Here is a 26,815-nt window from a genome sequence, read left to right on the forward strand (position 1 = left end):
TTGATAATGCCACGCGGATACTTTTGCCGTCATTAATCATTCCATAATGACCAGAAAAATTGTATCCGTTTCTTCCTTATTGCTGCTGACAGCGGGGACCGTTTGTGCGCAGGATTTCACTGCCGGCAACCTGGTGGTGCTGCAAACATCAGGATCAGTATCCAAAGCCTCTTCAGCCATTACGCTGAAGGAATTCACCACCTCCGGAACTGCAGGTGTATCCGTGGATCTGCCCAACTCAGGGCTGCGCGCGATACAGACGTCCGGCGTGTACGGAGGCTCCGAAGGATTCCTTACCTCCTCCACCGATAAAAAATACCTGGTACTGGCCGGTTACGGAACCGCTTCCAGCTTCACCGATATTACGTCTACAAATGCTTCAACCGTTACCCGTGTGATCGGAACGGTTGCACCCAGCGGTTTCTACCTTCCGGTAGCAACCAGCAATTCGTTCTTCTCCGGAAATGATATCCGCGGCGCCGTTGCGGATGGCAGCGACTACTGGGCTTCCGGAGCATCTGTTGCTTCAGCAGATGGTATCAATTATTTCGGAACCGGCACGGCGGCAGCACTTGCCACCGGCACCACCCCACCGAAAGCATACGGACTGCGTATCTTCAATGGCCAGATCTATTATTCCACTCAAAAGTCCGGTCCGACCAATACCTCAAGCCAGCTCGGTATTTTTGCCTTAGGAACGGGCAAACCGACCAGCGGTACGGTAACCGTAAGCCAGGTGATCAATACAGGCAGCATTGTCCCGCAGGATTTCTCATTCAGTTCTACGGGCGACACCTGCTATATTGCCATCAGCCTCAACACCGCTGCGGGCGGTATCCAGAAATGGGTGCGCAGTTCCGGCACCTGGTCGCTTGCGTATACAATAGGAACCGGAGCAACGAATACCGGAGCGTACGGAATCGTGGCGGATTATTCCGGCAGTAATCCTATTCTGTATGCAACCACATTTGAATCAACAGGAAACCGCATTATTAAAGTGGTGGATAACGGATCGGCTTCCGGCTCAACCATTACAACGCTTGTAAGTGCGGTCTCCGGTGTATTTTATAAAGGCATCACCTTTGCCCCGTTGGCTTCAGGCACACCCGTGGTGCAGCTTACCGTAAGCAGCGATACTGCTTCCGAGGCTGGCATGAGTGTCATCACGATCAAAGCAAATGCCTCGGCCAGCGTTACGGCGTCCCAGACCATTTCCCTGAATATTTCCGGAACAGGCATCACTTCCGGCGACTACTCCCTGAGCGCATCCACGCTGACTATCCCTGCAGGAAGTGCAACAGCAAGCGCCACATTTACCGTGAAGGACGATATCCTTGGTGAAGGCACAGAAACTGCACGCATAGCATTGAGAAGTGCTTCTTCCGGTATCAGCATCGGCTGGGACAGTGTGAAAACGATCACGATAGCCGATAACGATGGTAATAACATCCCGGTGATCAATATAAATACAGACTCCACTACTGATTATATAGACAGCGCGGCTTCAGGCATGATCAAATCTTCCTTTGTGCTCAGCGGTGTAAAGAACAACCCAACCGATCCTGCAAACACACTCGGGGTTGCCTGCAACATTACCGACCTGGAGACGCCTTCTTCTATGCTGGGTCTTTCCGTTTCGAGTTCGGACACAAATGTGGTGCCGCTTGCGAATATCACGATCACCGGCAGCGACTCGATTCGTTACGTACATATCCTGCCTAAAAAAGCCGGCTACTCGGATATCCGTCTTACCGTTTCCGATGGTATCGATTCATCCCTGTTTACCCTGCATTATGCAGCATCCGAAGACAGCATCCGCACCGCACAGTCCCGCTGGCATACCGGCATTTCCGATGCATCGGCGGCGATTGCGCTGGATGATGATTATTTTATTGTGGGCGATGATGAACTGAATGTGCTGAATGTGTATTCGCGTAAAAATTCCGGAATGCGCGTAAAAAGTTTTGAATATACATCCTGGCTTTCATTGCCGAATCCTTCCAAGCCGGAAGTGGATCTGGAAGCGGGTACCCGCAGTCTCCGCAAAAGCGGCAGATGCTATTGGATGGGATCTATGAGTAACGGCAAATCGCCTTTTGATGCGAAGCCGAACCGCAACCGCCTGTTCGCCACTGATATCTCCGGCACCGGCGCTGCCACAACCTTTACCGTAAAGGGATATACCGCACTCCGCGATTCCATGATCGTATGGGGAGACGCAAACGGCTATAATTTCACGGCAAGCGCCGCTGCAGGCGTGGATTCCAAACTCCCTAACGGCTTTGCTGCCGAGGGTATGGTATTCGGACCGGACAGCACTACCCTGTATATCGCCATGCGTGCGCCGCTGGTTCCGGTAACCAGTCGTAAAAATGCCCTGATCGCACCGATCAGAAATTTTGAAACCTGGTTCAATGATGGCAGCCCTTCCGGACCGGTGAATTTCGGTGCGCCTATAGAATTGAATCTCGGCGGACGCGGTATCAGAGACATCATGCGTACCAAAGAGGGTGTGTACATCATTGTTGCCGGTAATGTCGGCGGCTCTCCGCTGACGGGCGCGATCTATAAATGGTCGGGCAAGCAAACTGACACGGCAGTACTGGTAACCGTGCATCCCGGCGACAGCCTGAACTTTGAAGGTGTTGTGGAAAATGGTGTGGGTGGTCTGCAACTGATCACGGATAACGGCGACGATATGCTGTATAACGACGGAACAGCTATGAAGGACTTCGGAGATCTCATCCTGCGCAAATTCCGTTCGGTAGTACTGACGGGATTGGATCTGAGCTGGAAGCCTTCATCAATATCAGAAAAATCAGTAACGGGAATGGATGTACAACTCGTACCGAATCCGGCACAGGAAGCGGTGACAGTCGCATTTACGACAGACCCGGGTACGCCATACCGCATTGCACTGATGGATCTGCAGGGTCGTACCGTGACCGCTTCGGAAGGAAGCGCCTCTGATAAAAATATGCATATAGTATTTAACCTGAGCCAGGTGGCAAAAGGGTTTTACTTTGTGCAGGTAAGCAGAAAAGGCATGCAGCAAACGGTGAAATTACTGGTACAGTAAAACACTTAACCGCTTCAACAGCACAGCGACACGGCAGATTCCGTGTCGCTTTTTTTATGCGCCGGAAAAATGCTCAAAAGGTATAGATTTCACAAAAAACGAAGCCAAAAAAGCCTTTTAAAAGGCGGAATTGTCTTACGATTGTAATAAATTTGCGCATCTTCCAACGAAGCATTTCACAAATAAAATACATTATGGCCTTCGATTTCGATCTCATTAAAAAGCACTACGAACAGCTCCCCGCCAAGATCGCGGAAACAAAAAAACTGCTGGGTCGTCCTTTGACACTCACAGAAAAAATCCTGTACGCCCACCTTTGGGATAAATTTCCTGCAAACGCTTACGAAAGAGGTAAAAGCTATGTGGACTTTGCACCGGATCGCGTTGCGATGCAGGATGCAACCGCACAGATGGCGTTGCTGCAGTTTATGCAGGCAGGGAGAGCTAAAGTAGCGGTACCAAGCACGGTACACTGTGATCACCTGATCCAGGCAAGAGATAACAGCGAAGTGGATCTGAAAAGAGCCGTTACAGAGAGCAAGGAAGTATATGATTTCCTCGCTTCTGTTTCTGATAAATACGGTATCGGTTTCTGGAAACCCGGAGCCGGTATCATTCACCAGGTAGTACTGGAAAACTACGCATTCCCCGGCGGTATGATGATCGGAACCGACAGTCATACCGTAAACGCAGGCGGACTGGGTATGGTAGCCATCGGAGTCGGAGGCGCTGATGCCTGTGACGTAATGGCGGGCCTGCCCTGGGAACTGAAATTCCCGAAACTGATCGGTATTAAACTGACAGGTAAGCTGAGCGGATGGACTGCTCCTAAAGACGTGATCCTGAAAGTAGCCGGTATCCTTACTGTAAAAGGCGGAACAGGCGCAATCGTCGAGTACTTCGGCGAGGGTGCTGTAGCGATGAGCTGTACCGGTAAAGGCACTATCTGTAACATGGGTGCTGAGATCGGAGCAACAACTTCCACCTTCGGTTACGACGACAGTATGAGCCGTTACCTCAGGGGAACAAACCGTGCAGATATCGCTGATGCTGCAGACGCGGTACGTGAGCACCTCACCGGCGATGCTGAAGTATACGCAAATCCTGAACAATATTTCGACCAGGTGATTGAAATCAACCTGAGCGAACTGGAACCTCATCTGAACGGACCTTTCACTCCGGATCTGGCTACGCCGATCTCAAAAATGAAGGAAGAAGCCGAGAAAAACGGCTGGCCTACAAAAGTGGAAGTAGGTCTGATCGGAAGCTGTACCAACTCTTCTTACGAAGACATCAGCCGTTCTGTAAGCATTGCAAAACAGGTGGCAGAAAAAAGCCTGAAAACAAAGGCAGAATTCACGATTACTCCGGGCTCCGAGCAGGTACGCTTTACTATTGAGCGCGACGGCTTCCTGGATACATTCGACAAGATCGGTGCCAAAGTATTCTCTAACGCCTGCGGTCCCTGTATCGGTATGTGGGATCGTATGGGCGCCGACAAACAGGAAAAAAACACGATCGTTCACTCTTTCAACCGCAACTTCGCAAAACGTGCAGACGGTAACCCGAACACCTATGCGTTTGTTGCTTCGCCGGAGCTCGTTACAGCGCTTGCTATCGCGGGCGACCTTACGTTCAATCCATTGACAGATACACTGACCAATGAAAAAGGCGAGCAGGTGAAACTGGATGAACCTTCCGGATTTGAACTGCCTCCACGCGGCTTTGCAGTTGACGATGCAGGCTACCAGGCCCCGGCTGAAGACGGCAGCAAAGTGAATGTGGCTGTAGATCCGAATTCAAGCCGCCTGCAGTTGCTGGCTCCGTTCCCCAAATGGGAAGGTACTGATCTGAAAGGATTGAAACTGCTGATCAAAGCAAAAGGAAAATGTACTACTGACCATATCTCCATGGCGGGTCCCTGGTTGAAATTCCGCGGTCATCTGGATAACATTTCCAACAATATGCTGATCGGTGCGGTGAACTATTTCAACGACAAAACTGATTCCATCAAAAGTCAGCTCACCGGCGAATACGGCCCTGTACCGGCTACACAACGTGCTTATAAGGCGCAGGGTATCGGCACAGTGGTGGTAGGTGACGAGAACTATGGCGAAGGCAGCAGCCGTGAACACGCAGCAATGGAACCACGTTTCCTGGGCGTACGTGCAGTACTGGTAAAATCTTTCGCGCGTATCCACGAGACCAACCTGAAAAAGCAGGGAATGCTCGCTTTGACCTTTGCAGACAAAGAGGATTACAACAAGATCCAGGAAGATGACACCATCGACATCCTCGGACTGACCAGCTTTGCGCCGGGAGTTCCATTGACACTGGTGTTCCATCACGCAGACGGTTCTTCCGACACCATCCAGGCTAATCATACATACAATGAGCAGCAGATCGAATGGTTCAAAGAAGGAGCTGCCCTGAACATCATCCGCAAACAATTCGGTGCTGCCTAACCGCAAGCCGTTAAATAATCATGATTATAAAAAATCCGCTCTGTAAGGGCGGATTTTTTATTACCAGGAATCATACCGGGCCGGTACCTTTGTAACAGTGACCAATAAACCTGTTATACGCAGCATTTTCTTCGGAAACTATTTCTATGGCATCTGTGCCGTAGCTCTTTCTATGGAGGCCGCCGTGCAGCAAGGTATTCCCATAAATGAACCCGCTTATTACTGGATCGTATTTTCACTCTGCACCTGGTTCTACACGCGCGCCTACGTTCAGGATCAGAATCCTGATAACCTCAATCAGCGTACACAATGGTACCGTCACCATGCAAGGCTGGTGCATGTGAGCCAGGCTTTACTGCTGACCAGCGGCAGTGCCCTGCTGTTGTGGAGCATACCGCAACTCCGCTTCGACATAGGATGGCAGAACTGGTTCCTGTTGCTTTGCTTCCCGGCCGCAGCCTTTCTGTATTACGGACCACAACTGGGCAGTCGCTTCTCTCTGAATCTGCGTAACCGCGGCTGGCTTAAACCGTTCCTGATAGGGTTTATATGGGCCGGCGCAGTGACGGTTTATCCGCTGTTCTATTATTATATGCAACAAGGTATGCAACCGGTCGCAACCTCCATCACGCTGCTGCTGTTCACTAAAAACTTTGTCTTCATTTCCATTTTATGCATCATGTTCGACATCAAGGACTATGCCGAAGACTACAACCGGGAACTTAAAACATTCGTGGTGAGGAACGGGCTGAGAAAAACGATCTTTATGCTGTTGATCCCTTTGTGCATCGTAGGGCTTGCCAGCCTTGTTGTGATCGGTATCTTCCGGGGTTTTACGCCCGTGCGCATCGGTGTCAACACCCTGCCCTTCTGGGCGGCGATGCTTACGGCTTATTCTCTGCACAAGCGTCACCAGATCCTTTACTACCTGGTACTGATCGACGGGCTGATGCTGTTCAAAGCTTTCTGCGGAATTATTGCAATGTGGTTCTGACAAAAAAAATCGCCGGAGTAAGCACTCCGGCGACGTTCCACTTTATCGGTTTACTGGACCTAATCTTTAAGCGATTCGGCTACCGATACTCTTTTGCGGCGCAGCCAGTCTTTAAGACGGAAGGCCAGCAGACTCATTACCGGAACAACGATCAGTGTAAGGAAAGTAGCAAAGCTCAATCCGTAGATCATCGTCCACGCGAGCGGTCCCCAGAACGCAACGCTGTCTCCGCCCAGGAAGATGTGCGGATTCAGGTGACGGAACAAGGACACGAAGTCGATGTTCAATCCTATCGCCAGCGGAATCAAGCCAAGAATAGCTGCGGTAGCCGTAAGAATTACCGGCGTCATACGGGTGCGTCCTGCTTCCACCACGGCATCGAAAGGTTCCATTCCTTCCTTGAGCATCAGGTCCATAAATTCGATCAGCAGGATACCGTTCCGCACCACAATACCCGCAAGTGCGACGATACCGATACCGCTCATGACAATAGAGAATTTCACTTTGAAGATCGCCACACCCAGGAATACACCGAATACAGAGAAAATGATCTCCGACATGATGATCAGCGTACGGCTGATGGAGTTGAACTGGATGATCAGGATCAGGAATATCAGGCACACGGCAATACCCATTGCACGGCCCAGGAATGCTCCGGTTTCCGCCTGATCTTCCTGTTGTCCGCCCATTTTAATCGTTACTCCGGCGGGCGCCTTGAAGTTACCGAGCTCGGCCTGGATTGCAGACACGACCTCATTCTCATTGAATCCGCCGATTACATTGGATGATAATGAAATAATTCTTTTCTGATCCTTACGCTTGATACCTCCGTAAGTGGTACCGTAACGGATGTCGGCAAAGGAGCTCACCGGCACCTGACGGATCACGCCGCCCATTCCCATATCGCGGTACACGATCGGCATATTACGCACGGCATCGATGTTTTCACGCTGGTTCTGGTTCAGACGCAGGGTGATGGGGTAATCGTCATTTGCATCGCGGAAGCGGCTGATCTCTTTACCGAACACCGCAGTACGCAGTCCGGCAGCAACCTGGCCGGTAGTGATACCAGCAGCATTCATACGCTCACGATCGAGGTCGAACACGATCTCCGGCTTGGAAGCCTGGAAGTCGCTGCGCAGCTCTTCCACTCCTGCAATCTGTTTCTTCTCAAGGAAGCGTTTTAATCTTTCAGAGGTATTGATGAGTGAATCAAGATTGTCTCCGGAGATATCAATAACAACCGGCTTCGGCAACGGCGGGCCGGAACTTTCCTTATCTACCGTTACTTCCGCACCGGGTACGCCTTTCACCGCCTGGCGGATACGTTCGAGGTATTCTGCAGTAGACTTGCCGTTACGTTTGGCAAACTCCACGAAAGCAACCGTGATTTTTCCTTTATTAGGGAAGTCGCCCACCTCACCGCTGTTGGGGTCGATGGCGCCTACCGTAACATTCGAGATCACCGACTTTACAACGGGATTTTTCTTACCTGTTTTAAGGTCAATGTCCAATGCTTTATCCACGCGTTCTTCCAGTCGTTCCAGTACCTTGTTGGTATAAGCCTGGTCTGTTCCCACCGGCATATTGAGGTATACGTAAGCGAAGTTGGGTTCACCGCTCGGGAAGAACACCACTTCCGGTTTACGCACCATCATCAGTACGATAGCCAGAACGAAAATACCGATCATAATGCCCAATGTTGCAAAAGGGCGAACCAGCGCGCGTTTCAGCCATTTGGCATACCAATCCTGGAATGCAGGCCATACCTTATTCTGGAAGGAGTGAATCCATTTTTCGAACACGAATTTTTCGAGCAGTACAAATCCATAAATGAACAGCACGAAATTGCCCATACCAAAAGAGGCGGTGATGTAGCACAGCGCGATCACGGAAAGGAAGATAATCATCACCACCTTATCGCGTTTTCCCCATCTGCGTTTGCCTGTATCGTGCGGATCGTGCGGTTTCATAAAGTCTACCGCAAATACAGGGTTGATGATATACGCAACCAGCAGCGAGGCAATCAGGGTGATGATCAGCGTTATCGGCAGGTAGAACATAAAGCTCCCGATTACACCTTTCCAGAATGCGAGCGGAATGAACGGAATCAATGTGGTTACCGTACCGGATAACACCGGCAGAAACACCTCGCCTGTAGCTACTTTCGCAGCCTTTTTAATCGGCACTTTACCATTCTCGAAGATCCGGTGCGTGTTCTCAATCACCACAATCGCATCGTCCACCACAATACCCAGCGCAAGCAGGAAAGAAAACAGCACGATCATGTTCAGCGTAAAGCCGATTCCCGGCATTACCAGGAAAGCAAGCGCACAGGAAAGCGGTACGGACATCGCCACGAACAAGGCATTTGTTACGCCCATAAAGAACATCAGGATCACGGTTACCAGGATAAAGCCTATGATGATCGTATTGATCAGATCAGTAAGCGTTGTCTTCGTGGTCTCGGACTGATCGCCGGTTACTACAAGGTTCAGCTCTTTCGGTAGTTCCTCTTTGTGCATACGCTCCAGCAGTGCTTCAATTTTTTCAGAAGCATCAATCAGGTTCTGCCCTTTGGCCTTGATGATATTCAGCGTGATAACGTTCTTACCGTCGAGTCGTGCATAGCTTTTCTGCTCCTCAAAATTATCGCGGACGTCTGCGATGTCTTTCAGATAAATAGCCTTACCCTGCTGGTTGCGAACGATCAAATTTCCGATCTGTTCGGCGCTGGTAAACTCGTTACGGATACTCAGGATACGCTTCTGGTTGTTCATAGATACCTCACCCGCCGTGGCTGAAAAGTTCTCATAAGAAACCGTCTGTTCGATATCGTTGAATGTCATCCCTGCCGCCTGCATGCGGAACAGGTCAACGTTGATCTGTATCTCACGCTCGAGTGCACCAACCATGTCCACGCGCTTGATCTCCTTAAACTCTTCGATCTCATCCTTTACACGGTCTGCGTATTTTTTCAGACGGTTCAGATCGAAGTTGCCGGAGATGTTCACATAAAGGATCGGAACCTCGGTAAGATCAATGTCTTTCACTTCAGGCTCGTTCGGAAGATTGCTGGGCAGGTCGGTACGCGCTTTGTCCACGGCATCTTTCACATCCTGCTTTGCCTTGTCTACCAGCACATCCGTATTGAACTCGACGATTACAACAGAGTAATCCTGGAATGAATTGGAAGTGACCTTTTTTACACCTGTCAGATTTTTTACTTCTTTCTCGATAGGCTTGGTAACAAGGTTCTCCATGTTGTCGGGAGAAGTACCCGGATAGACCGTCTGTACGATGATCTGCGGCAGCTTGATCTCCGGGAACTGTTCCTTCGGAAGGCTGATATAGGTCATGAGACCGATCAGCGTAATAATGATTGTGAGTATATATACGGCCGTCCGGTTGTCTACCGCCCAACTGGACAACTTAAACTCTTTAAAAGTGTCTTTCATCGAAAATGCTTGTAAGGGGAATTGCTAATGAGCGTTATATCTTATTCTACAACAATGGATTCTCCGTTGTCCACATCTTCAAATCCTTCGGTGATCACACGGTCTCCGGCTTTCAATCCCTTAAGGATCTCCACCATGCCGTTACTGTTACGACCGACGGTCACGATAACAGCTTTTGCCTTGTTGCCATCTGCCACATACACCATATCTCCCTCGGCCGTATGCTGGATGACCTGCACCGGAACCACAAGCGCGTTATCGTTTTCGTAATTGGATATCTTCATACGGCAGGACATGTTCGGATATACTTTTGACTGACCGCTGAGGTGTACCTGCACGGTGAATGCGCGGGAAATAGGATCAACCTGACGCGCCACGTAACCCAGTTTCGTGGTAATGGAATCCTGGATATCCGGGAATACCAGGATCACTTTGTCTCCGGCTTTTACTTTGCCAATATAGTTTTCACCCAGATTGGCCTCAGCGCGCAGTTTATCAAAGCTTACCACGCGTATACCCACCTGTCCGGGGCTGGCCATATCCCCCACTTTGAGTGTGAAGTCGTCTACAGTTCCGGAGATCGGAGCTACGATGCGGTACATATTGCGCTGCGCGAGCAAAGCTTCTTTCTCCTTTATCGCACCGTCATAGGTTGCTTTTGCCTGAAGCAACTGAACCTCGGATCCGATCTGCTGATCCCACAGACCTTTTTGCTTTTCGTACAGCGATTTACTCAGGGTAAGTTTTACATCCACGCCTTTAATCTGCTGCTCAATGGCCGCAGCATCCATGGTTGCAAGCACCTGACCTTTGCTTACCTTCTGACCGCTTTTTACATTGATGTGCGTGATCACACCGGCGGCCTGGGGCGTAGCGAGTACGTTTTCATCGCCAACGATCTGCGATTGTACTTCTATATAAGAACGGAAATGTGTCGACTGTAATTCCGTAACACTTACCGGACTTGCCTTTTGCGGATTTTTGGAAGCAGTTTCCGTTTCCAGCTTTTTGATTTTTGCATCCAGTTCCAGGCGCTGCTTTTTCAGTTTGGCTAACTGATCCGCTGCCTTTTCGTCGCCGGATCCGCCGCCGCAGGAAGCCAGAAGTAAGGTTGCTGCTACAATTGAGGAAAGTGATTTCATCTGAAGTATATTTTCGTTTTATTGCGGGTTGATTATTTACTGAGAAGTCCTAATGATTTCTGAAGATCGGTTTCTGCATCCAGCAGGCTCTTCAAAGCGATGAAGTAATTATTCTGGGCATTCAGCCAGTCGCCCTGAGCGAGAATCACATCCTGGTTGGATCCTACACCGGCAGCATATTTTTTATTGGTAAGGTCGTATACCGAACGTGCTAGCTGCTCATTTCTCCTGCGGCTCTCCAGCGTCTGCAAAGCTGCGGTAAGCGCGATCTTGGCAGATTTCGTCTGAAAATCGATACCGATACGTGCATTTTCCAGATCATTGGCCGCTTTCTCCACGTTGAGTTTCGCCTGCTTCACGCGGCTCCTGCGTTGCCAACCGTCGAAGATCGGGATATCCAGCTGGAACAGGTAAAAAGAGGAAGTAAGGTATCTGGCCCTCACCAACGCGTCAAACTGTGCAGCAGAGTAGTTATAACCTGCGTTACCCGTAAGCGTCAATGTGGGAAGGCCTTCAAACCGATAACGTTTGAGATCATATTCCTGCAGGCGTAAAGCAGATTTAAGCACATTGAACTGCGTACGGTTTTCATAAGGAAGATCCCGGAGCAACAGCTTGTCTGCATCCGCAACAGGTCCGTCGAGGTTCGAATCCACCAATACGATCGGTGTATTTACCTCCATGCCCATATTATATTTCAGCAGCTGACTCGCTACTTCAATACCATTTGCGGTGTTGATGCTGTCGCTCTCAAGATTATTCAGCTGAACGGAATTACGGTCTACTTCCAGTTTTTCCACAAGACCGGCCTGATATGTCGCCTGCAGATCGGCGTTCCCCTTACGCACAACAGCAATACTGCTTTTCAGCACTTCAAACTGCCGTTGGGCGATTACCAGTGCACGATAGGCTTTGATCACCTGCACGCGCACGTCTTCTTCTTTCATCACGGCATTGTTACGCGCCATTTCCATCAATGCATCACGTGCCTGCAGAGCCACAAACAGGGAACCGTTGAACAACAGCTGCGAACCGGTAACACCCAGATTGGCATTGTGCTTTACCGAAAACGGAATGATCACGGATGTACCTGGAGCACCCACGAAATCACCCGGCAATACGGTTTTCATCGGGTCGAGGTAGTTCTGATATTTACCCTGTGCGTTGATCTGCGGAAGCGTCCTTCCGGTCACTTCACGGTTCTTTGCCTGCTGGATCTCCACATCGATACGGGCATTACGTGCCGCTGCAGAATTTTTAATGGCATAATCTACAGCCTGATCCAGCGTAAGCGCTACAGTTTCCTGAGCAACCGAATCCGCAGCACAAAAAAGCGAAATAAGAAAAAGACCGGGAAAAATTCGTCTCATATATTGTATATTGTAAGTAGTGTTAGTATGGGTGGAGATTAATGTTTGTAATACTGTTCCTTGTACTTGCGGTATAACTTTTCACCTTTGGCTGTCAGAATGCCGCGCATAAAATGTTCGGTGATTTCGTGGTTAACCCTGTACATATCGAATTTATCTTTCATCAGCATATTCGGCATCACGATCATCAGGGACGATTCAATATGAAACCGGGAAAGGATTTCCGGATCAAAATCATCCCGGTAATTTCCTTCTGCGACTCCCTGTTCAAGATTTCTGCGTATCGACTCCACATCACGTTCCATATTGGACCGGAACTGACGGTAGCCTTCCGGATAAAAGCGCTGCAATTCGTAAATACTTAATGGATTCACCTCCTTAAATACATTATCGAAATTTGCCTTCACCCGTACAAACCCTTCCACAGCGTCGGAAGCGTCTGCCATCAGTCTGTCGCAATGAGAACAGAGTGTATCCTTATACCAGTCCAACGCGGCAGTAATCACCTTATTCTTATTATCGAAATATTGATACAAAGTCTTTTTTGAAATACCCGCATGACGCGCGATATCGTCCATGGTTACCGACTTAAAACCAAACCGCTTGAACAATTCCACGGTGCTCAGTAAAATTTTACTGCGCACATCTGTTGCCTGTAAATAGTCCTCTAACATCACGGCGCAAAACTATGGAAACAAAAATTACAAAAAACGTTTCCATCATAGTAAATGTTTCACTTTTACAGAACCTTAACAATAACCGGGCCTGTGTGTTTAAAATGTAACAAATTGTGGTTTTCGTGTAAGACTATTCGATCGTTATCGTTCATTTTTGCCGAAACACAATTTGGTGTGGCTGTTCTGCTTGGAATGGCTCACTGTTTTAAGTTATCTTCGATCAGACTGCCTGAAACAAAACGCTAATGAAATTATTCGTCAAATACGACATCAATAAAGCCTGCAAAATGCTACTCCAGGAACAGCTGGAAAAACTGGGTGTTGCGCACAGCATCACCGCTTTCGGAGAAGTGGATATTGAAGAACCGCTGACGGGTGAACGCATGAAATCCATTGGCGAAGCGCTGGGACATTACGGCATTGAAATTGTTGAATCGCAGAAGAGCATTATTATCCAGAAGATCAAGGACGCGATTATTGAAATGGTGTTCAACGAAGACGCATTGCCGAGCTCAAAAATCTCTTACTATTTGTCCGAAAAGCTCGGTTACAGTTACGGTTATATTTCCAATCTGTTTTCCGACGCCACTTTTACATCAATTGAGAACTTTATTATTCTGCAGAAAATCGAACGCGCAAAGCAGCTGATCATTACCAACGAATATACTTTTACCGAAATTGCCTGGAAGCTGAACTATAGCAGTGTCGCGCATTTCAGCACACAATTTAAAAACGCAACAGGTCTGACACCCAGTGCGTTCCAGCGCATAATCAACAAACGGCGCGAAGCAGCCGGCAAATAGAGGCCCCATTAAAAATACCGTATGCAAAAAGAAGCCATTCACGTATTGCTCGCAGATGATGATGTAGATGATCGCCTGTTTTTCAAAGAAGCATTTGAAGAAATAAAAATCAAGACCAATGTTCAGATCGTGAAAGACGGTATGGAACTGATGAAGGAATTGAACCGTCCGGATGCGAAATTGCCGCATATCCTCTTTCTTGACCTGAATATGCCGCGCAAAACGGGAATGGAATGTCTGAAGGAGATCAAAGAAAATGATAAGTTCAACGATATAGCGATCGCAATTTATTCCACGTCTGCGTCCGAACAGGATATTGAGCAGACTTTCGTTAACGGAGCAAATGTGTATATCAAAAAGCCCAACGATTTCGGCACGCTCAAGAAGATACTGACAGAGATCATTACGGTCAACTGGCAGTACCATACATCCGGTCTGGACCGGAGCAATTTTTTACTGAGCCTCTGATAAATTTATTCACATGAAAGGGACGGGAATACTGAACATGTCGTTTTTACTTAAAGGAATCTTTGCATCTTCTGTCTTCATCCTGATTTTCATATCGATCGTCTCGTATAAGCACGCCACTTCGCTGACGGCGTCTTCGGATGCGTTGCAGCATTCGTACAATGTCAGGAATGAGCTGGAACAGGTAATTTCGTTCATCAAAGATGCGGAAACCGGACAGCGCGGCTACCTGCTGTCGCATGACTCAAGCATGCTGGCGCCTTATCTGAATGCGCGCGACAAGGTGAATAAATCGATGTACAGCCTTTCTATTCTTGCAAAAGGAAAACCGCTGCAGGAAGCAAATCTGGATACGCTCTATAACCTGATCACCGAACGGTTTGCCTACATGAACCTGCTGCTGAATGCCAGCGGCAAAATCTCCATGAATGATGAGCTGCTGCACCGCAACCTGATGAAAGAACAGGAGGTGATGAACAAGATACGCATGCGTGTGGACAACATGATGAGCCTGGAGCAGCAATTCCTCTCCGACCGTAAGGAACAGTTTAAAAATGAGATGTCGTTTACGCCGCTGTTTACGTTTCTACTGCTGATCTTTTCGGTAATGGTATTCATATTTGCCTACCTCAGGCTCAACAGCCAGGTGACTGTTTTGCGAAACTCCAATGAGGCGTTGCAGCTCAGCGCAGAACAGATCAACCATGCGGAGCACATCGGCGCCTTCAGCACCTGGCGCTGGAACAGTAAAAACCATGAAATTGAATACTCGGATAATTATGCTGCCTTGCTCGAAACAGGAGTAGACAGGAAACAAATTCCGTTCAGGGATATCATTGAAAAAGTACATCCGGACGATCGCGCTGCCGTTATCGCATACAATCAGACTCCGGGCTCCAGGAATTCTGCTCCCCTGCTCTACCGCATCTATCGCAGCGACGGGGATCTGCGCTATTTCAGTTCGGTAGGTAAAACCGTCCACACACTTAACGGAAGCGCCATTTACCTGGGCATTACATCCGACATCACAGAAGAATATAAAAAGAACCTGTCGCTTCAGGAACGCAACCTGGAACTGGAGCAGACGAATAAAGAACTGGCGTCGTTTAACTACGTTGCCAGCCACGACCTTCAGGAGCCACTGCGCATTATCCAGACTTATATATCACGTATACAGGAAAAAGAAAAACACAATCTGAGCGAATCTGCCTCCGAATATTTTGAACGCATCCGGTCTTCTGCAAACAGAATGCAGGTGCTGATCAGTGACCTGCTGATGTTTTCCCGCACCAACAAAGCGGAGAAGGTATTTGAACCGGCAGACCTCAACGAGCTGCTGGCTCAGGCCCGCCAGGATCTGTCTGCGCTCATAGAGGAAAAGAAAGCAGTTATTGACTGTGACCAATTACCGGAACTTAGCGTCATACCCTACCAGATAAAACAATTATTCCTGAACCTGATCGGCAACTCGCTGAAATATGCACGCGAAGGCGTTTCGCCGAAGATAGAAATCAGGAAACGCGCACTTACCGATGAGGAATGCCCTCAGTTCCGTCGCAACCCGCGCCTTAAATACACCTGCATCAGCGTAATCGATAACGGACTGGGCTTTGAACAACAGTTTGCCGAAAACATATTCGTTCTGTTCAAACGCCTGCATCAAAAAAATGAATACCCGGGCACAGGCATCGGACTATCGATCTGCAAAAAAATCGCAGAGATCCATTCCGGTTTCATTTATGCGGAAGGCTTTACCAATCAGGGCTCTAAATTTCACATTATTCTTCCCGAGGCGTCCGCGTAATGGAAATCGTGTAAACAATACCTGATACCTTGTAAATCCGCTGCTGGCCTGCAACTGGACCTTTGTGTTTATTGACTCACAAAAAACACAATGTATGAAAACCAGAAATTCACTGTTATCGATCATCAGCGCAAGCGTAATTGTATTTGCATCATGCACGAATAATCCGCGTACCGTAGACGACAAGGCATCTGCCGAGGCCGTTAGCGACAACAAAGTGCAGGAACAGGCCGCTGCTGAAAATTATGAACAACTCACCCGTATTGCCGACCTGCTGATACAGGAAGTACGCTTAGGGGATATCGCCCAGACGAATAGTTCCAGCAGCGCGGTTCGCAAATCTGCCGCTGACCTGAAACAAAAAAGTCAGGCAATGTATAACGAGCTCAGCGCCCTCGCGCAGGCGAAAGCAATTGTCCTGCCGGAATTACCGGGCAATGATGGCACTGCTTTCGTTACAAAAATGCAACAGCTTAAAGGAACGCAATTCGATACGGAATATTCCAGTATTACAACTTCAGACCACACTCAGTTGCTGGATATGCTGCAATCCACTGCTGCCTCCTCTAACGATGCAGATATCCGCGAATGGGCCAATAAGGCATTATCTGTTTTAAAAACACACGAAACGCCGGCTTCCTGATCCGGCATTCGACCCTGTGCTATACTAACCTAAAAACTATCTGCTATGAATATTAAGAAATCTGCGGCTGCAATCGGCACACTGATTGACGTCAATAAAGACAGGCTGAAAGGCTACCTGAAATTAGCCGGTAAAACTTCCGACCAGTTGATGAAAAAAATGTTTCAGCGATATGCCGAGCACAGCCAGGACGCGATAAAAACCCTCGGAGCATTGCTGGCGCAGATGGGTTTGCCACTCACGGCAGGCAAAGTAGAAGATTCGTCGGAATCGCTTCCGCTCAGCAGGATCAATCTCCAGCAGCAAACAAATGACATCGGAAAAAGGCCGTTGCTGGCTATTTGTCTCACCAGCGAAAATGTGGTATTGGAACGATACAATCAGGTGCTGTCCGATTCAGTGGATCACCTCACCATCGAACAGCACAAAATGATCTACAAGCAGTACATGTTTTTGAAAAAAGATCATCAGGATTTGCTGTCCCTTCAATTCTAAATTAAATCAGTTGTATATGGAATCCGGTAACAACAATAGTCAATCCTCCAATTTCATCAAGTTGCTGATAAGCATTGTGCTTTGCGAAGCAACGGGCGCGGTCAGCGCTTTGATCGGAGGCCCGGAACCGAATGACTGGTTCCGTCAGCTGGCGAAACCATCGTGGAATCCGCCTTCTTACGTTTTTGGTCCGGTCTGGATCGTCCTGTATCTGCTGATGGCCATTTCCCTGTGGCGTATATGGATACAACCTAAAACACCACAACGCCAGAAAGCTGCCGGTTTGTTTGCCCTGCAACTGTTTCTGAACTTCTGGTGGTCAGTGATCTTTTTCAGATTCCATCAGGCCGGATGGGCATTTGTTGAGATATGCTTTCTGTGGATCGCAATCGTAGCAACTATTTTTGCAAGTGCTCCGCTCTGCAGGAAAGCCGCGTGGCTGATGGTCCCATACATAAGCTGGGTAAGCTTTGCAGCGATACTTAACTATACTATATTCCGTTTAAACACTCCTTAAAATCGTGTAATAACGGGCGTTTAATCGTGTAATAGTTTCGTTGAGATGCCGGACGATTTTTGTATCGTAAAAATGATTGTTAACCATTAAAAGATGAACAATGAAAGCTACACTCAAAACAATCGCCGCGATACTGTTACTGACACCGGCCGCCGTTAAGGCTCAGACCACATCCAATCGTATCCTGCCACGTGTGGGTATTAAAGCTGGATTGAACGCGTCTAACTTTTACACCGACGATGTTACAGACAAAAATATGATGAGCGGATTCAACGTAGGTATTTTCATGAAGGCTCCGCTGACCAAACATCTGTCACTGATGCCTGAACTCTATTATACCACAAAAGGTGCCGAACTCACTTACAACAACAGTGTGATCTCCGGTACAGGACGTTTCCGTCTCAATTATCTGGAAGTACCGATCCTGCTGGGCATTAATGTCTTCAGAAATATCAACGTACATGCCGGGCCTTATGTTTCCTACCTGCTGGACGGAAGCGCGAAAGGCACATCCAATGTTTCGCTTTTCGACTTCCAGAAAAATATCGACGTAAATAATTACAACCGCATGGAAGGCGGACTGGCTTTAGGTGCGGCAATCGATATTGCCAAACTGAGCGTCGGAGCACGTTACTACTACGGGATGACCGACATCGGAAGATCTCAGCAATTCAATGGTGTAACCTATACGGTCCCTAATGCACGCAATAGTGTATTCAATATTTATCTCGCTTTAGCCCTGAATTAATCGGGATTAAACGGTTTAAACAAAAACAAACATTCATTTATTCACATCTAAACCTAAATTTTATGAACAGTCTGCTTTATCTGATAGCTGTAATCCTGGTGATCTGCTGGGCCATTGGCTTCTTCGCCTACAGTGCGGGAAATATCATTCATATTTTACTTGTGCTCGCCATTATTTCCGTGTTACTACGCGTGATAGGTGGCAGCAGGGCCTGACGATTTTGTTTTTGTTTCAAGCCCGCGCTTTAATGCGCAAAAGACTCCGGCTTACACCGGAGTCTTTTTATTATTTTTATTTATTCGGATTTTACGAAAGCAGTTCCTCGATATTACGGAATACAGCCGCCGGTTCTTCCCCTTTCCACAATATGCGGTAAATGTAGGTGGCTATGGGTATGTCAAGTCCCAAAGTATCAGCAACGGACTGCATGCATTTGGAAGCATAATAGCCTTCGGCAACCATGCTCATTTCCAGCGATGCGGCAGCAACGGAATACCCTTTACCGATCATCATTCCGAATGCGCGGTTACGGCTGTGCAGCGAATAGGCCGTTACCAGCAGATCACCGAGATAAGCGCTGGTGTGCATATCCGGCCGGTCTTCCGAAGGATGAACAAGATCGAAATGGACGAGCAGGAAACGATGCATCTCGCGGTAGCAGTTGGTGATATATACACTCAGGAAATTATCACCGTAATCAAGTCCATGTGCGATACCGGCACCCAGTGCATAGATATTTTTCAAAACTGCCGCCAGCTGCGCGCCCCATATATCATGGTTAAAGGTGGTACGCAGATATGTATTTGTAAAGAAAGATGCTACCAGCGCAGCTCTGCTTTCGTCGATACACGAAAACGTCAGATACGAAAGGCGCTCCGCTGCTACCTCTTCGGCATGACACGGCCCTGTAATAGAGATGTAATCCTGCAGGGGAAATCCCAGTTCACGGTGCAGGTAATCGTTAAGCAGCAGATTACTGGATGGTAAAATTCCTTTAATGGCCGAAATGAGTTGCTTCCCTTTCAGCATGTCTGCCGTGATACGGTCCAGCACACTCTGCGCATAGGCGGCAGGTACGCAAAAAATGATATAATCGCAGGATGCGAAAAACGCTTCCAGAGAAGACGTGGGCAATACAGAACCTTTTCGGAACTTGACCGATTTCAGGTAATGCTGATTTTGCTGGTGTTCGTTTAAATAGCGTACTGATTCCTCATTGCGCAGCCACCAGTGCACGGCGTTTCCGTTATCGGTGAGAATTTTAGCGAGTGCGGTGCCCCAGCTGCCATTGCCGATAATGCCGATATTCCTTTTCGTATCTGTAACTATTGATTGACTCAAAGCTTACTGATCTTCTTTAGTTTCAAACAATTTGTCTTTTTCGACTACCTGAACTTTGGATTTGTCTTTCAGGATGCGTGCGATCGCTCCGTACGGTGCTACCACCACTTCTTCATTTTGTTTCAGTCCGGTAAGGATCTGGATAAACCGGTTATCCTGGATGCCGGTCTGCACATCGCGCAACGATACTTTATTATCGGTACGGTTGTAAACAAACACAACCTGACGTATGGAGTCTTTATAAGTATTCTTCAGGGAGTCCGCCCAATCACGGGTTGTTACGGCATTCACCGGAACGGACAGTACGTTGTGTTCTTTGCGGGTTTGTATTTCCACAGAGGCAGACATGCCCGGTTTGAACGGATAACGGTATTTGCCATTCACCACCACATCCGCATAAGACGACGGCAGGATCAGGATATGAACCGTATAATTTGTTACCTGATCGGAGGTGGTTCCGGTCGCGGAAGTGGCGCTTGAAACACTTACTTTAGATACCACACCGGTGAACTTGCGGCTGCGGTAAGCGTCCGCGTTGATGATCGTGGTGTCTCCGATTTTCACTTTTGCGATATCTGTTTCACTGACGTCCACACGCACCTCGATCCGGCTCATATCGGCTATAGTGAGTAATTGCGTACCCTGCATCTGCGAGGTACCCAGCACGCGCTCCCCTTTCTTTACGGTGAGCGAGGAAATGATGCCCGCGCGCGGCGCTACAATCGTTGTTTTCAGAAGGTTTTCGCGCGCCTGTTTGAGATTAGCGGCAGAGGCCTGCACGCCATAGCTTCCGGATGCAATCGTTGCCATTGCAGCATCGTAGCTGGCTCTAGCTGACTTATAAGATGCTTCCGCCTGCTCATATTCCATTGCGCTGATCACCTTGTCTGCATACAGCTTCTTATTCCTGTTATAATTTGCCTGTGCCTGCTCGAAGTTTGCCTTCGACTGGCCCGACATCTCACGAGAGTTTACCACACCGGATTTCGTCTGCTCCATAGATGCCTCAGCCTGTTGCACCATCGAGGTATATATTGCCGGGTTGATTTTTACCAGCAACTGACCGGCCTGAACGGAGTCTCCTTCCTCAACATTCAGTTCGATGATCTCACCGCTTACTTCGGGGCTTATTTTGACCTCCGTTTCGGGATAGATTTTTCCGCTGGCGGTCACTGTCTCAGTAAGCGTGTTCAGCCCGGTTTTTTCGATGGCAACTTTAGTGCCGTCGTCGCCCCCGGACTTGCCGACCACAATGAGAATGATCAGCGCTAAAACCGCGAGGCTGATCCAAAGCCACTTTTTGCTTTTCTTTTTCATCAGCAATGATTTGTGTAGTTTGCTATTTAACGGTCGCGCCGTTGTTTACCGCATTTAAGGGCGATACAAATTCCAGTTTACCTTCTGCGTTCTCCGCCATCAGGATCATCCCTTTGCTCTCAATGCCGCGCATTTTGCGGGGTGCAAGATTCGCTACCACAACCACCTGCTGACCGATGATATCTTCCGGTTTAAAATGCATCGCGATTCCGGAAAGTACCGTCCGCTTCTCGAAACCAAGGTCAATTTCCAATTGCAGCAATTTGTCCGCTTTCGGTACAGCAGCGGCTTGCACAATCGTTCCCGTGCGCAGGTCTATCTTGCTGAAATCGTCAATGCTGATCTCCGCTTTCAGTTCCTCCAGGGGAGCTTCCTCCTCAGGAGCTGCGGTTTGCGCCTGTACCTGTGCACTGGCCACAAGACCTGCTTTCAGCTTCGCGATCTGTGCATCAATCTCTGCATCCTCTATCTTACGGAACAACAGTTCAGGTGCACGCATCGGATATCCTACATTCAGCAGGTTTATTTTACCGGCATTCTCCCAGTCCAGCATACGCTCCACCACCTTCAGCAGATAACATATCTTTTTTGCAGTGAAAGGAAGAAAAGGATTGCTTACAATGGCCAGATTGGCGGTAAGCTGCAAAGCCAGGTGCAGACAGTTATCAATTCTTTGCTGGGCGGCTATCTTCTCATCGTCCGACAAAGCACCCTTTTCAATAGCAGAAGCCTCTTTCCAGGGAGCTTTATCCTGCAGGTATACATTCCCTTTGCGTGCAAGATCGATCACCTCAGACAATGCATCCCGGAATTTGTACGATTCGATGGATTGTTCAATACGCGCTTTGGAAGCGGCAATTTCAGCCACCAGTTGTTTATCCGCATCGTCCGCTATCGCGGCATGCCATTTAGGAACTTTTCCGCCACACAGCTTATGTGTGAGCACCAGCACGCGGTTCACATAATTACCGAACTTATCTACGAGTTCGCTGTTATTACGCGTCTGGAAGTCTTTCCATGTAAAATCGTTGTCTTTTGTTTCCGGGGCGTTGGCACAGAGCACATACCGCAGAATATCCTGTTGTTCGGGAAAATCTTTCAGGTATTCGTCTACCCACACGGCCCAGTTACGCGAAGTGGACACTTTCTCTCCTTCAATATTCAGGAATTCATTGGCCGGTACATTTTCCGGCAGTACAAATCCTCCATGCGCTTTCAGCATTGAAGGGAAAATGATGCAATGGAAAACAATATTGTCCTTACCGATGAAATGCACCAGCTTGGTATCCTCCGACTTCCAATACGTTTCCCATTCAGGTGTCAGTTCCTTGGTCGCGCTGATATAGCCGATAGGTGCGTCAAACCACACATACAGCACTTTACCGTCTGCTCCCGGAACGGGTACAGGTACGCCCCAGTTGCTGTCCCGTGTCATCGCACGCGGCTGCAGCCCGGCATCTATCCAGCTTTTGCACTGACCATAAACATTCGCTTTCCATTCGTTCTTTTTCCCCTCTACGATCCATTCTTTCAGGAACGGCTCAAACTCATTCAGCGGAAAATACCAGTGTGTTGTCGGCTTCTTTACGAGCGCACCGTTGCTCAGCGCACTGCGGGGATTGATCAGTTGTTCCGGAGAAAGTGTCGATCCGCATTTCTCACACTGATCGCCATAGGCATTAGGATTCTGACATACAGGACAGGTACCGATAATGTACCGGTCTGCCAGGAATACTTTCTTTTCCTCATCAAAATATTGTTCTGTCTCCCTGGCCTGAAAAATCCCTTTATCGTACAAAGTTTTAAAGAAATCCTGAGCCGTGGCATGATGGACGGCGTTGGAGGTGCGGGAGTAGATATCGAATGAGATACCCATTCCCTCAAAGCTGTCGCGGATAATCTTATTGTATTTGTCCACCACTTGCTGCGGTGTGCAGCCTTCTTTCATTGCACGGATAGTAATAGGCACTCCGTGTTCGTCGCTTCCGCAGATAAAACGCACATCGCGTTTCTGAGATCGCTGGTAACGCACATATATATCGGCAGGCAGATAGCACCCGGCAAGGTGACCAATGTGCACCGGACCGTTGGCATAAGGCAAAGCCGCCGTCACTAAAATTCTGTTGTAATTCATCCTTTTATTTGAGCCTGCAAGATACACATTTGCGCGCATCAGGCAGAGTTCCCGCCACCAACAATTTTAAAAGTATCGTCCTACGGTAACACCATATGTAAACAAAAGGTTCTGCCGCTGGGTACGGCTTACGTCCATATAGCTGAGCCGGGAAGTAAAAGACAGCCACTTACCTGCTTTGACCGAAATGCCGGCCTGTGCATTCACAATGTAATCTCCTCCGTCTATAACAGAGGGTTGCCAGAATGCGACGCTCTCAAAGGAAACACGCGTGTTCCAGTTGGCACGTAATTGAATCCGGAAGGAATTCCGTAAAGTCTGATATTGTTCCGTGGGCCCGTCTTTCAGCAACACCTGACTGTTCTCATATAAAAAACCGTCGCTCAGCCGCATCATCAGATAAGGTTTATCGATCGCCTTCCACGCAATGCCGCTGCCGCCCTGGAACTGGTAATCGATTTTCAGCGAATAGCTGCTCGTGAAATTGGCAAGTGCCCAATAATTAAATCTCGCCTTCGGACGGGCATACACATTGCAATCGAAAATACTGGAGAAGTCGTTGTTAATAAGCATTCCGGCGTTCGCGCCATACAGCCAGCGTGTATTACTATTCAGCGTAAGTTGCTGTTTGTCAACACCTAACTTCAAGGAGTTATCCAGTAAATAATTGGTCCCCGAACTCGTCCGGTTGATATTCCCGGAGAGATTGGCATTGACCAGATAATGGGTGCTGTCATTGAACTGAGCATGTACGGTAACGCCATGCAGCAGAGCAATAATCAATAACACAGGCAGAACAACAATACGGGTCATTGCGGCAAAATACACCTATTGCTATGGATGCGCGCGAAAGTTGCGGAATTTTAACGCTACAACAATTTATCTCCAACCGTTGAAACGGTATTGAGATTCCACCGCTCCAACTTCTCCAACGGAGTAGTCGACAATAAGATGATTGTAGGAAAATTTGAATATACCCTTGCGACGGATCACATGGATATCGTGGTCGTTCGCAATACCGTAATCCACGGAATCCACATATTCAAAAGAATATTCTTCCTTGCCTATAGCGGTAAGCGGCTTACCATTAAAAGACAGGCCGGTATTGGGTTCTCCCGCTACGTTCACACATCCTCCAAACATTTTTTCGCCAAAACGGTCGCTTATATATAAAGCGCTGTCGTAGCCTTGGTAGATGCCCGGGGGGTGTGGCGGAGGAGCCGGGCGAAAACTTTTGCAGGCGCAAAAGCCCAAGAATAGAAATAGACCTATTCTTCTCATTTTACTATCGGTTTATTGGTTTCAGTTAGGTTTTTCGAAGTAAACCCGGAAGGATTTATTTCATTCGTTTCAATTACAAATTTTCGAAAGAATTCATTTGCAAACAATGTGAAAACGCAACTTAAAACATGACATTTATCACAATATCTTACTAACCTTTCGCTTGTAAATCCCGTGGATAAGGGCTGTTTCAATTCCCCTACTCCGAAAAAGCTACTCCAAAATAAATACAATTTTCCAGAAATCAAATACCCTTGTGAAAAAAATTCACATAATGGTCATTTTAAAACCGCACTTAACATGTTGAATTATCAAAGTGATAACAAAAACTGAATAATCTTCGCAGCAGCGATATAGTCTACCTTTAAGACATAAAAACACACCCGATGAGAAACTTACGAATCATTACTACCGCGTTGCTTCTTGTTCTTTCCTTCTGGAGCAGCCAATCTAAAGCACAGGCGTACCAGCCCATCAGCTACCAGGATTTTTACGATGACCTTTCACCGTATGGAGAATGGCTGAATGATCCGCAATATGGGTATGTATGGTTGCCGGATGTTGGTTCTGACTTCAGACCATATTACACCAACGGCTATTGGGCATACACGCAGTATGGCAATACGTGGGTATCTAACTATGATTGGGGCTGGGCTACGTTTCACTACGGCCGATGGACCTACGACAGTTACTACGGATGGTTGTGGATTCCCGGTTATGAATGGGCTCCGGCATGGGTGAGCTGGCGTTCCGCAAATGATTATTATGGTTGGGCGCCAATGGGACCCGGAATCAATATCAATATAAATCTTGGCCTTATCCCTATCGACTGGTGGATGTTCATTAATCCCGGATATATGTACGACCGCTCTTTCTACCGCTATTGCAACAACGACTACGGGTTCCGCCGGAATATCTACCGTCGTACGCAGATCATCAATCAGACATACCGCGATCGCTCAACAGTGTATTATTCAGGTCCGGGCGGAGACGATTATTACCGCAGAACAGGCGTACGCCCGAGCATGTACAATGTAATGAACTCCGGACGCAGAGGTAGCCCACGCGCCACTTCCGGAAACAGACTCAACATGTATCGTCCTGATGTAACGCAAAGCAGAGTTGCCGCACCCGGACAATCAGTAAACGTGGAACGGAACATCGCCCGCCGTCCGGAAAATTTCGGAGGAACTATGGATCAGGCAGCCGGCCGCCAACGCGTACTGCAAAATGTTACCGACCAGCACATTTACAACAACCGCGCACAAAACGGCAACCCCGGCATAAACAACCCGGGAAACGGAATACGCCAGGGAAACAACTCCCGCCTTTCAGGCCGGCCGCGTAACCTGGACAATAATCAGAATACTCCTGATCAGCAGAGGATGCAGCCCGTAAAGGACGCACCTCAAAGAGTACAGCAGCAGGTAGATCAGCGACGCACCATACAGCAACAACAGGTACAACAGCAGCAGATGGATCAGCAGCGTGCAGTAAGGCAACAGCAAATGCAACAACAGCAGCGACAACAAATGGATCAGCAACGCGCCATACAACAACAACAGGTACAGCAGCAGCAAATGGATCAACAGCGCGCCATGCAGCAACAGCAAATGCAACAACAGCAGCAACAACAAATGGATCAGCAGCGCGCTATGCAGCAGCAACAGATGCAACAGCAAAGAATCCAACAACAACAACAACAGCAGCAACAAATGGATCAGCAACGCGCCATGCAGCAGCAACAGATGCAGCAGCAACGCATGCAACAACAACAGCAGCAGCAAATGGATCAGCAACGCGCCATGCAGCAGCAACAGATGCAGCAGCAACGCATGCAACAACAACAGCAACAAATGGATCAGCAACGCGCTATGCAACAGCAACAGATGCAGCAGCAGCAAATGCAGCAGCAACAACAGATGCAACAACAAAGAATGCAACAGCAGCAGCAGATACAACAGCAACGGATAGAACAGCGTCCGGCTCCGCAACCTGTTCCACAGAACAATGCGCAGCCTGCCAGAGGTTTCAGACGCTGATATTTATTACCAGAATAACAAAGGGAGCCATGAAGGC

At 48.3% G+C, this 26,815-nt stretch carries 21 protein-coding genes; 12 read left to right on the forward strand and 9 right to left on the reverse strand.

Annotated features, from left to right (window positions below; all coding sequences use genetic code 11):
- Positions 1-46: 46 nt before the first annotated feature.
- The 3 genes from ABD846_RS09405 (at position 47) to ABD846_RS09415 (ending at position 6,538) form a co-directional block, all read left to right on the forward strand.
- Positions 47-3,079: a T9SS type A sorting domain-containing protein gene (locus ABD846_RS09405; protein WP_344825746.1), complete on the forward strand. Its 3,033-nt coding sequence runs from the start codon at positions 47-49 to the stop codon at positions 3,077-3,079.
- Between the two features lie 194 nt (positions 3,080-3,273).
- The gene (locus ABD846_RS09410; RefSeq protein ID WP_344825749.1) at positions 3,274-5,544 is read left to right on the forward strand and encodes an aconitate hydratase; all 2,271 of its coding nucleotides are present in this window, start codon (positions 3,274-3,276) and stop codon (positions 5,542-5,544) included.
- 97 nt (positions 5,545-5,641) lie between these two features.
- Positions 5,642-6,538 (forward strand): UbiA prenyltransferase family protein, encoded by an 897-nt coding sequence (locus ABD846_RS09415; RefSeq protein ID WP_344825752.1) that lies wholly within the window; start codon positions 5,642-5,644, stop codon positions 6,536-6,538.
- A gap of 59 nt (positions 6,539-6,597) precedes the next feature.
- Here the strand turns inward: ABD846_RS09415 and ABD846_RS09420 are convergent, their stop codons facing one another.
- Genes ABD846_RS09420 through ABD846_RS09435 form a run of 4 tightly spaced genes read right to left on the reverse strand, consistent with a single transcriptional unit; the run spans position 6,598 to position 13,182 of the window.
- Positions 6,598-9,996 (reverse strand): efflux RND transporter permease subunit, encoded by a 3,399-nt coding sequence (locus ABD846_RS09420; RefSeq protein ID WP_344825755.1) that lies wholly within the window; start codon positions 9,994-9,996, stop codon positions 6,598-6,600.
- Between the two features lie 41 nt (positions 9,997-10,037).
- On the reverse strand, positions 10,038-11,138 hold the full coding sequence (locus tag ABD846_RS09425) for an efflux RND transporter periplasmic adaptor subunit (RefSeq protein ID WP_344825758.1): 1,101 nt from the start codon (positions 11,136-11,138) through the stop codon (positions 10,038-10,040).
- A gap of 32 nt (positions 11,139-11,170) precedes the next feature.
- Complete coding sequence (locus ABD846_RS09430; protein ID WP_344825761.1) at positions 11,171-12,508, reverse strand: TolC family protein; 1,338 nt, start codon at positions 12,506-12,508, stop codon at positions 11,171-11,173.
- A gap of 38 nt (positions 12,509-12,546) precedes the next feature.
- Positions 12,547-13,182: a TetR/AcrR family transcriptional regulator gene (locus tag ABD846_RS09435; protein ID WP_344825764.1), complete on the reverse strand. Its 636-nt coding sequence runs from the start codon at positions 13,180-13,182 to the stop codon at positions 12,547-12,549.
- 248 nt (positions 13,183-13,430) lie between these two features.
- Between ABD846_RS09435 and ABD846_RS09440 the strand changes: the two genes are divergently transcribed.
- The 8 genes from ABD846_RS09440 (at position 13,431) to ABD846_RS09475 (ending at position 18,878) form a co-directional block, all read left to right on the forward strand.
- A complete protein-coding gene (locus ABD846_RS09440) occupies positions 13,431-13,988 on the forward strand; it encodes a helix-turn-helix domain-containing protein (RefSeq protein WP_344825767.1) in 558 nt (185 codons plus the stop codon).
- 21 nt (positions 13,989-14,009) lie between these two features.
- Positions 14,010-14,456 (forward strand): response regulator, encoded by a 447-nt coding sequence (locus ABD846_RS09445; RefSeq protein WP_344825770.1) that lies wholly within the window; start codon positions 14,010-14,012, stop codon positions 14,454-14,456.
- A gap of 13 nt (positions 14,457-14,469) precedes the next feature.
- Positions 14,470-16,260, forward strand: coding sequence for a sensor histidine kinase (locus ABD846_RS09450; RefSeq protein WP_344825773.1), 1,791 nt, complete (start codon positions 14,470-14,472; stop codon positions 16,258-16,260).
- A 94-nt stretch (positions 16,261-16,354) separates the two neighbouring features.
- On the forward strand, positions 16,355-16,903 hold the full coding sequence (locus tag ABD846_RS09455) for a DUF4142 domain-containing protein (protein ID WP_344825776.1): 549 nt from the start codon (positions 16,355-16,357) through the stop codon (positions 16,901-16,903).
- A gap of 45 nt (positions 16,904-16,948) precedes the next feature.
- Positions 16,949-17,398 (forward strand): DUF2383 domain-containing protein, encoded by a 450-nt coding sequence (locus ABD846_RS09460; RefSeq protein WP_344825778.1) that lies wholly within the window; start codon positions 16,949-16,951, stop codon positions 17,396-17,398.
- A 16-nt stretch (positions 17,399-17,414) separates the two neighbouring features.
- Positions 17,415-17,915, forward strand: coding sequence for a TspO/MBR family protein (locus ABD846_RS09465; protein WP_344825780.1), 501 nt, complete (start codon positions 17,415-17,417; stop codon positions 17,913-17,915).
- A gap of 100 nt (positions 17,916-18,015) precedes the next feature.
- Positions 18,016-18,663: a porin family protein gene (locus tag ABD846_RS09470; protein ID WP_344825782.1), complete on the forward strand. Its 648-nt coding sequence runs from the start codon at positions 18,016-18,018 to the stop codon at positions 18,661-18,663.
- Between the two features lie 62 nt (positions 18,664-18,725).
- Positions 18,726-18,878: a lmo0937 family membrane protein gene (locus ABD846_RS09475; RefSeq protein WP_344825785.1), complete on the forward strand. Its 153-nt coding sequence runs from the start codon at positions 18,726-18,728 to the stop codon at positions 18,876-18,878.
- A gap of 91 nt (positions 18,879-18,969) precedes the next feature.
- Here the strand turns inward: ABD846_RS09475 and ABD846_RS09480 are convergent, their stop codons facing one another.
- The 5 genes from ABD846_RS09480 to ABD846_RS09500 all read right to left on the reverse strand — a co-directional run bounded on the left by ABD846_RS09480 (position 18,970) and on the right by ABD846_RS09500 (position 24,583).
- Positions 18,970-20,004: an NAD(P)H-dependent glycerol-3-phosphate dehydrogenase gene (locus ABD846_RS09480; protein WP_344825788.1), complete on the reverse strand. Its 1,035-nt coding sequence runs from the start codon at positions 20,002-20,004 to the stop codon at positions 18,970-18,972.
- Between the two features lie 3 nt (positions 20,005-20,007).
- Entirely contained in the window at positions 20,008-21,321 is a 1,314-nt protein-coding gene (locus ABD846_RS09485; protein ID WP_344825792.1) for an efflux RND transporter periplasmic adaptor subunit, read from the reverse strand.
- A gap of 22 nt (positions 21,322-21,343) precedes the next feature.
- A complete protein-coding gene (gene metG / locus ABD846_RS09490; protein WP_344825794.1) occupies positions 21,344-23,494 on the reverse strand; it encodes a methionine--tRNA ligase in 2,151 nt (716 codons plus the stop codon).
- Between the two features lie 27 nt (positions 23,495-23,521).
- Positions 23,522-24,268 (reverse strand): DUF481 domain-containing protein, encoded by a 747-nt coding sequence (locus tag ABD846_RS09495; protein ID WP_344825797.1) that lies wholly within the window; start codon positions 24,266-24,268, stop codon positions 23,522-23,524.
- Between the two features lie 66 nt (positions 24,269-24,334).
- Positions 24,335-24,583 carry a hypothetical protein gene (locus tag ABD846_RS09500; protein WP_344825800.1) on the reverse strand — a complete coding sequence of 83 codons (249 nt, stop codon included), beginning with the start codon at positions 24,581-24,583 and terminating at the stop codon, positions 24,335-24,337.
- Positions 24,584-25,122: 539 nt separating this feature from the next.
- On the opposite strand from ABD846_RS09500, the gene ABD846_RS09505 reads away from it, so the two are divergent.
- The gene (locus tag ABD846_RS09505; protein WP_344825803.1) at positions 25,123-26,778 is read left to right on the forward strand and encodes a DUF6600 domain-containing protein; all 1,656 of its coding nucleotides are present in this window, start codon (positions 25,123-25,125) and stop codon (positions 26,776-26,778) included.
- Positions 26,779-26,815 lie beyond the last annotated feature (37 nt).

The organism is Rurimicrobium arvi, from assembly GCF_039540495.1.
Classification (GTDB): Bacteria; Bacteroidota; Bacteroidia; order Chitinophagales; family Chitinophagaceae; genus Rurimicrobium; species Rurimicrobium arvi.